Origin of the sequence: Occallatibacter sp., assembly GCF_049802275.1 — a bacterium.
Taxonomy (GTDB): domain Bacteria; phylum Acidobacteriota; class Terriglobia; order Terriglobales; family Acidobacteriaceae; genus Telmatobacter.
Window position 1 is genome coordinate 1 of the sequence record NZ_JBARMD010000149.1, and the last position, 2,557, is coordinate 2,557.

A 2,557-nucleotide genomic window follows, 5' to 3' on the forward strand; every position below is an offset into this window, starting at 1 on the left:
CGCTCGATAAGGCGACGAACCTGCTTGCCGACCCCTCGTGCCCTGACGACTACTCAGCGGCCTTTCTTGACGGCACCGCACCTACGGATACCTGCGACCATCCCGTCGATCACCGCAACATCCTGCAGAAGATCTTCGGGCTGGCCAAACCGGCGAACTGAGTCCAGTTCCCTGACACATTCTTCGATGAGCACGCCGATCAAGCCAGAATCCCGCATAGTGCAGGAAGTTGCTGGGAACTCCGTTTAATCAGAGGCCGTCGATCACGCTTCCATCGGGCATGGGCTGGCAGGTCTGGCACCAGAACGTGACGCGTGCATCCGGTCCCTGCAGGCGATGACGGATTGTGTTGCCACAGCGGCGACAAGCATCGCTGGAGCGACCGTAGACCCAGAGGCTGTCTTGCGGGCTGCTGCTGCGCGTCGTGCGCCTCTGCTGTCCGCGATAGGTGACGATGGTGTCGCCGACGTCCTCAAGGACATTGGCAGCGACAAGGCGTTGCGACGTGGCGATGAGTGCGGCGACCTGCTGATCGTTCAGCGCAGAGACAAGGCAAAACGGATTCACACTTTCGACAAAGCAGACTTCTGATTTGAAGACATTCCCCACCCCAGCCAGCACCTGTTGATGCAGAAGCGCGTCGCCGATTTCTTCGCCGGCGCAAGAGCGAAGACGCGCGGCAGCGGCGACGGGGTTGAAGTCTTCGCTGAGCACATCCGAACCGGGAGGTGGAATGCGCTTTTCGCGAGCCAGCGCTTGCGCGGTATAGATGCGCGCAACCGGTACCGTGAAGGCGACCGCCTGGTAATCACGATTCTCGAGCACAATGCGCATATCGCGAGCGGGTTTTTGCCAGCGCTCGCCGATGCGGTAGAGGTGCCACGAACCGTTCATCAGCATGTGGGTGACGAGTGTGGCGCCGCCGGAGAGATGGATCAGCAGCCACTTGCCGCGGGATTCAACGCGTTCGACGATCTGGCCGGTGATCGGCGTGTCGTCGTGGAAACGCGTCAGCAATGGGTAATTGGAACGAAAACCGGTGATGGGCTTGCCTATAAGTGCGCGCCCCATGGAGCGCGCGGTGCGGAAGATGGTATCGCCCTCAGGCATGGCTTATTGAATTTCCTCGCTCGGCATCTCGTCCGTATGAGTATCGTGATGAATCGGAATGGGAATGCGGCGTAGATGCAGCCCGAGTGGCCCAGGATGGAATCCAGCATCCATGAGAAAACGCGCCATGGGATGCGCTACGGTGGGCTGGCCATTGATGGTAGTGATCAGTACACCCTGGTGACTGCTGGTCCGCATCCGATCCTGCCCTCGGGCGGAAAGGAAGTGGGCAAGTCCTGAGGCCACCTGCGAGCGCTCCGGTTCGTCGGCTGGAAGAAAGACGAGCAGGTTGGGGTTGTTGCGCCGAAGCCATGCGACGAGCTGACCATTGCGCAGAACGACTTCGGCATAGACGGCGCGCGTAAGAATGCGAGGTGCCGATTCAGAATCCTCATCCATCACTGGCAAATCGGGCCAGCGCAAGACGGAGCCATACGGATTTGATGGATCTGTTGCGGCCAACTGGACAAACTCCGGCTTCTCAGCTGGCGGTTCCGTCCGCAGTTGGCGCAACAGATCGACAGCTGCAGGCAGCGCGAATTGAGTCGCTCCAAGTCCGGCAACAAAATAGCCACGGCGGATTCGGCCGCCTTCTTCCAACGCTTTCAGCACATCGTAGACAGCGCTGAATCCGCCAGGAATGTTCTCAGCAGCGACGGCTTCGCGGGTGAGGACGCCATAGCGATTAAGCAGTTGCAGGGCTAGAGCGTGACTGGCCTCGGTGTTGCTTGGTGCGCCATCAGTTCCCTCTCGCGAACGCAAAGGCAGCAACGACCAACGGCCTTGCGCGTTCGGCGGCGTGGTGCGCCGGGAGCGAAAGACCATTCCGGTATGGGAGCGGCGTTGCGGGCGAGAGGAATCGGGGCGCGTGGTGTAGGCGCGAAGAGCGTGCAGCGAGTCATTAGTGACGAGGCCGCGCCACACGAGGCTCCATAATGCGTCGATAGACTCGCCGGGATATCCGCCGCCGACGGCCTGGTGCAGCGGGTCGAAGAAGTTGGCACCGGTGGATTCGAGAACCGCGAGCAGCTTTTCTTCGCGTTCGGTGAGGGGCTCTGTGACCGGGCGTTGCTGGGCAAGCAGTGGTAGCTTGTCGGCGAGGAAGAGAGCGATGCGGCCATCGCGCTCGCCGATGGGATCGATGCCGGCCCAGGTGATTTCGCCGGCGGCGATCAGCGTATCGAGCCCGGCGGAATCGTATCCGGCAACGCGCGCGGGAAGAATGGATGTTTCGAGCAGCGAGGCCGGAATGGGTGCGCCTTGCAGACTTTCAACGGCGTCGAGCAAGGCATCAAGATGCGCATGGGAGCTGCGTCGCGGCAACAGCAGCCCCTGCCAGTGCGTGAGGAAACGCGCCAGCGTGTGCTGCTCTACCGGTTCCACTTCGCGGCGCAACCGGGCCAGCGACTTGCGCCGAATCTGCCGCAGAATCTCCGCATCGCACCAC

2 protein-coding genes are annotated in these 2,557 nt (G+C 61.4%); both read right to left on the minus strand.

The annotated features are described in order from the left end of the window. Positions 1 to 249: 249 nt before the first annotated feature. Positions 250 to 1,110, minus strand: coding sequence for a DNA-formamidopyrimidine glycosylase family protein (locus WA354_RS04820; RefSeq protein WP_472811874.1), 861 nt, complete (start codon positions 1,108 to 1,110; stop codon positions 250 to 252). 3 nt (positions 1,111 to 1,113) lie between these two features. Further along, a partial coding sequence (locus WA354_RS04825) for an Lhr family helicase (RefSeq protein ID WP_472811875.1) occupies positions 1,114 to 2,557 on the minus strand: 1,444 nt, incomplete at its 5' end.

Coding starts and splice junctions, on each gene's coding strand:
- WA354_RS04820 (WP_472811874.1), bottom strand. CDS start 1,110: ATGCCTGAGGGCGATACCATCTTCCGCACCGCGCGCTCCATGGGGCGC.